General features: G+C 67.2%; 4 protein-coding genes. 1 reads left to right on the top strand and 3 read right to left on the bottom strand.

Features of this window, described 5'->3' with window-relative positions:
• Positions 1–103: 103 nt before the first annotated feature.
• The 3 genes from AB0G02_RS29610 to AB0G02_RS29600 form a co-directional block, all read right to left on the bottom strand.
• On the bottom strand, positions 104–637 hold the full coding sequence (locus AB0G02_RS29610) for a phosphotransferase (protein WP_360800293.1): 534 nt from the start codon (positions 635–637) through the stop codon (positions 104–106).
• 635 nt (positions 638–1,272) lie between these two features.
• Positions 1,273–1,575 carry a hypothetical protein gene (locus tag AB0G02_RS29605; protein WP_360800290.1) on the bottom strand — a complete coding sequence of 101 codons (303 nt, stop codon included), beginning with the start codon at positions 1,573–1,575 and terminating at the stop codon, positions 1,273–1,275.
• 463 nt (positions 1,576–2,038) lie between these two features.
• Positions 2,039–2,518, bottom strand: coding sequence for a hypothetical protein (locus tag AB0G02_RS29600; protein WP_360800287.1), 480 nt, complete (start codon positions 2,516–2,518; stop codon positions 2,039–2,041).
• Positions 2,519–4,236: 1,718 nt separating this feature from the next.
• Between AB0G02_RS29600 and AB0G02_RS29595 the strand changes: the two genes are divergently transcribed.
• On the top strand, positions 4,237–4,404 hold the full coding sequence (locus AB0G02_RS29595; protein WP_360800283.1) for a hypothetical protein: 168 nt from the start codon (positions 4,237–4,239) through the stop codon (positions 4,402–4,404).
• Positions 4,405–4,425 lie beyond the last annotated feature (21 nt).

Here is a 4,425-nt window from a genome sequence, read left to right as displayed (position 1 = left end):
ACACAATGGACGACGAACCCATCGGCGAGCACCTGATCAGCACTGCCGCAGTCCCCGTGGCGTTGTGAGTCGTGTCCCCTGTTCCCGGTCGACGACATCCCAGTCACCGAAGCAGGCGTGCGGCCTCGGTGCCGGAGACCAGTTCTGCGGCGCATCGCAGCAGTTGCGTCCACGTGGCGTCACCGCGCTCGGTCTGTTCGAGGGTGACCGACGCGAAGACGGTCAAGAGGAAGGGGGACAGCGATGCCGCGCGGTAGCTGTTCCAGGCGTCGGTGCGTCCGAAGTTCCGCACGCCTGCCTCCGCGAGCTCGTCGACGTACTCCTCCAGCAGTGCCCGCTCGGTCGCGCGACGCGTTTCGGTGTCCACGCTCGGTCCGAGGAAGACGGCGATGTCCAGGCCCGGCGGGGCCAGGCACGTGGTCTGCCACTCGATGACCGTCAGCGGCGGTGCTGAAGGCGCTCTGCCGAACAGCATGTTGTCCAGAAGGTAGTCGCCGTGGCCGACGACGAACGGCGGCTTCCAGACCGCGTCGACGATCTCGGGCGCTCGCGGTGCGAGGGTTTCGACCAGGGCCGTGTGGTGCGGTTCGATCCGGTCCCCGAAACGCTGCTTGAACTTCTCGACCGCCGCGGGCACCGCGCCGAACAGCCTGCGCGTGCTGCCGAGGTCGGCCGGCTCCGGCGCAGGCGGGGGTCGTCCCACAGCGGGTTTCGCAGCGCCACGAGTGACCGGATCGCCAGGGACGCCTGATCGGCCGTCGCCCATGCCAACATATGTCGCCGGCGTCGGCTCGGGGCGAGAGGTCTTCGAGGACGAGCGTGAAGCGCCCGGTCTCCTCGTCCAACGCACCCCGGTGGAGCACGGGTGTACGCAGGTCGACGAGCGGCGCGATCTGCTCGTAGAAGCGCACCTCGGAGCGGTAGACGCCCATCGCCACGCCCATGGCGCGGCTGCCCTCGTCGGACGAGGGCAGCTTGACGATGAGCGAGGCGGGACCGGCCGCGGTGTGGTCGTACTCCAGGGCCGCGCGCGTCACCGCACCGAGCTGGCCGGTGCCGATCTGTTGGACGTCGACCGACGTGACGCCCGTATGGGGCCCGATCGTCCCCCTGCGCGCAGCACTTCGGTGAACCATTCGGGTGTCAGGTCGTCCGGCGTCTCGGCGATCAGATCCGCGGCGGGCCCGCCTGGCCGACGGCGCATCATCCGTAGGTGCTCCGGCGCGGGCTGGGCAGAGCGCTGCTCTCGGTCGGCGGGCTTCTCAACCCCTGTCATGTCCGGTCCCGGTGGCGCCGGGCAGCGATCAGCGCGGCGTTCCGCGTCGGTGTCGAGCCGTAGGTGGCGACCTCGTCGGCGCCCGCGTCGCGGAATCGTTGCAGGGACGCGACGCACTCGTCGACGCTGCCGATGGCCGACCAGTCGGTGATCCAGTCCCACGGGAGGTCGGCGGCGGGGCCGAGCATCTGGTAGCGGTGGAAGGTGTGGTCGGCGGAGCGGTCGAGTCCCTGGAACTGTTCGTGGCCACGCAGTCGTCTGATCGGCTCGGGATGCCAGCCGTTCTCAGCGGCGAGCATGTCTCCACCGAACAGAACGCCGCCATCGCCGCCTCCATCGCTGGCGCAACGCCCGAGCCAGACCCAAGACCGGCTTCGCCACCGACTCACCCATCCGAACCTGGACCCATTACCCAGCCGAGGTTGCGTGACGCAGCACTAGTCACGCCGGACTCGACGGGTCGACATTCCGGGCGGGCACGGGCAGGCTTTCGGTTCTCGCAGCTCATGGTCAACAGCCCGCCAACCAGGTCCGAACATCGCCATGGTGGGCCGGTCGGAACAGGCGGCAGGACATCCTCCAGCGCCGCCGGGCATCAGCACGCCTGCGCCCCAGGTGACGGAAGCGCCTGGGGCGTACAGGAATCAGCGGCTCAAGCCGATGCCGGCGTTCATCGGTCAGGATCTCCTCGCGCACAGGGCGATCTTGGAAGACCTTGCAGTGTCGGCAAGTCGACACGCCAGCTCATTCTGAACTGATCACTCAACAGCGCATGTAGTACGGCCACGGTGGAAAGCCGATTTGTTCGCTCTCGTGGCGGCAGCGTGCGGTGTCGGTGTCGTTGCCGGCGTTGGGATCCGTGGGAGTGCTCGTGGTCCTGGTCGCGGTGGCGTCGAGGGTTGCCTCGGTGTACAAGACGTCGAAGTGGACCCGGTTTGTCAGGGTCGCGGTCGCGCCCGGGGCCAGCGGGCCGAACGAGCACGTGAGTGTCGCGTTGTCGAAGACGCAGGGCGCCGTGGTGGTCGCGCTGCGGGGGTCCAGTGTGACAACGACCGTGGCGGAGGTGAGCGGCTGGGGTCCGTGGTTGGTCACGGATACGCGGTAGTCCACCACCGGCAGGAGCATGGCCGTGACGGCGGTCAGGTCGACCGAGAGGTCCGCGCTCGAAGGGACCGCGTCCGCCTGTGCGCCGGGCGTCAGCAGCGCGGCGGTGACGGCGGCGACGAGGAATGTTCGGAACATCGGGCCCACCTCCCGGTGCCGAACATTAGCGCCACAGGGGAGCGTCCGACACCGCCCTTCGTGTGCCGTCATCCTGGACGGAAGTGTGTGGTGGGAAGATGTCGGCCTGGAGAGGTCCACGTGCCCGCCGTGTATCTGCGTGGGCGTCTGCGGCCCGGATACCGGTTGGTCGACGGCGGCTCGCATCCGAACGGTCTGGACGGCGGAAGGGTACGGTGTTGACATATTGGTGACCTGATTTGACTCAAACAGGTGAATTATTGCCACTCGATCAGACGGGTAATGTTCAACCGTCCTCTTCCGAAAGGGTTCCCGCACTCGCTGCTGTGAGTGTCTTGTGCCCCGCACGGGCAGTCGCAGCCGTGCCGGGTCCGGCTGTTCAGCTCTTCAACGACAAACCGCCTGTATGCGGAGGCTTCACGCTCGGCACGTCGGCCGCGAGTTGCTTCCAGGCTTTGCTTCTCGGACCGGCGATCGTCCTGCGCGGTTCAGCGTTGGAGTGGGGCACAGCCTCTCCTGCTGCGTCGATGCCGTCCGGTGGCGCCTGCGGCTGATCTGGTGGCGATCCGCGCTGCTCCGACTCCGATGCGGATCCGGCGGCTGGTGTGTTCGATGACCGCGAGTACGTGCAGGCGGGCACCGCTCACCATGGAGATCTCGAAGAAGTCGCAGGCCAGGAGGGCGTCGGCTTGCGAGCGAAGGAACGTCGCCCAGGTCAGGTGGTGCGTTCGGGTGCCGGGTCGATTCCGGTGTCCTCGGGGATCTGCCAGACGGTGGATGCGGCGACTCTGATGCCCGGACGAAGAGTTCGCCGTGGATGCGGCGGTGGCCCCAGGTGGGGTTCTCCCGTGCCAGTCGCAGCACGAGAAGGCGGATGGAGCGGATGGTCCGTGGTCGGCCGGGCCGCTCGGGACGAGATCTGGCTGCGTGGCGGCGGGCAAGGAGGTCTCGGTGCCCGCGCAGAACTGTCTCCGGGCGCACCAGTAGTCGGAGCCGACGAAGCGTGGCGACCGGGAGTCGGTGCAGCAATCGCGAGGAATGCCCGGTCGGCGAGGGAGAACCGTGGGCGGGCTTCTCCGAGTTGGTGTTCCAGGACGGTGATCTGGTGCCGGAGCGCCAGGATCTCCGTGTCTTTATCCCGGTCGCTCAGGGGCAGCATGCGCAGCAGTGCGAAGGCGTTGTCATGCCCGGGTAGGCCAGTCGGAGCAGCACAGCCGGTCATCATGCCCGTCGGTTGACGAGACCGTGGATCACCAGCACTCTATGGGCTGACCGAGCATGTTGGCCTGCTCACGTTTCTCACCTGCATAGATGAGGTTATCGGCATGAACAGCCTCACAGGGAGCGGTCTTTGGACAGCCGTTCGTATCCAACTCGCATGGCAGTCCCCCATTACATGATCAATTATAGCTGTATGGGCGGATAAGCAATCTCTTGCCGAGACGAACGGGGGCATGGCCTGACAAGGCCGGGCGGCAGCTGCTCCAACAGGGCTACGTTGGCCACTCGCCAACCTTCCGGCTTGTCTGCCGATGCTCAACGAGGTGTCTGGCTTCAGCTGCGGGCGGCCTTGGCGGACGTCGTCGCCCTGATCCTCATCGCCCACGGCGCCGAGGACACCTTCATCTCCGTTGAGTCGTCCCGAGCAGCCGATCGTCAGATGACCTGCGACCACCAACCGATCGAACTGGAGGGGGCGCAACACGGGTTTGCTGTACATGACGACCCCGACTACGCCGACCCGCGAAGCCAAGGCGTGCTGGTCCGCGAGCGGTTACGCGGACTCCGACCCGGGCCGTCTGGTGGCGTGGAACAACTCCCTGACCGACGCCGTCGGCACGGTGAAGTCATCCGTCATGGCGGGTTCCGGCGCGGGCAGGCTCTGACCACGCACCACGACGAGCGGC

The sequence above is a fragment of the Actinosynnema sp. NPDC023658 genome (assembly GCF_040639995.1).
In the GTDB taxonomy this organism is placed as follows: Bacteria; Actinomycetota; Actinomycetes; order Mycobacteriales; family Pseudonocardiaceae; genus Actinosynnema.
The sequence above is the reverse complement of the archived record's forward strand: the minus strand, read 5'-3'. Positions and strand labels throughout refer to the sequence as shown.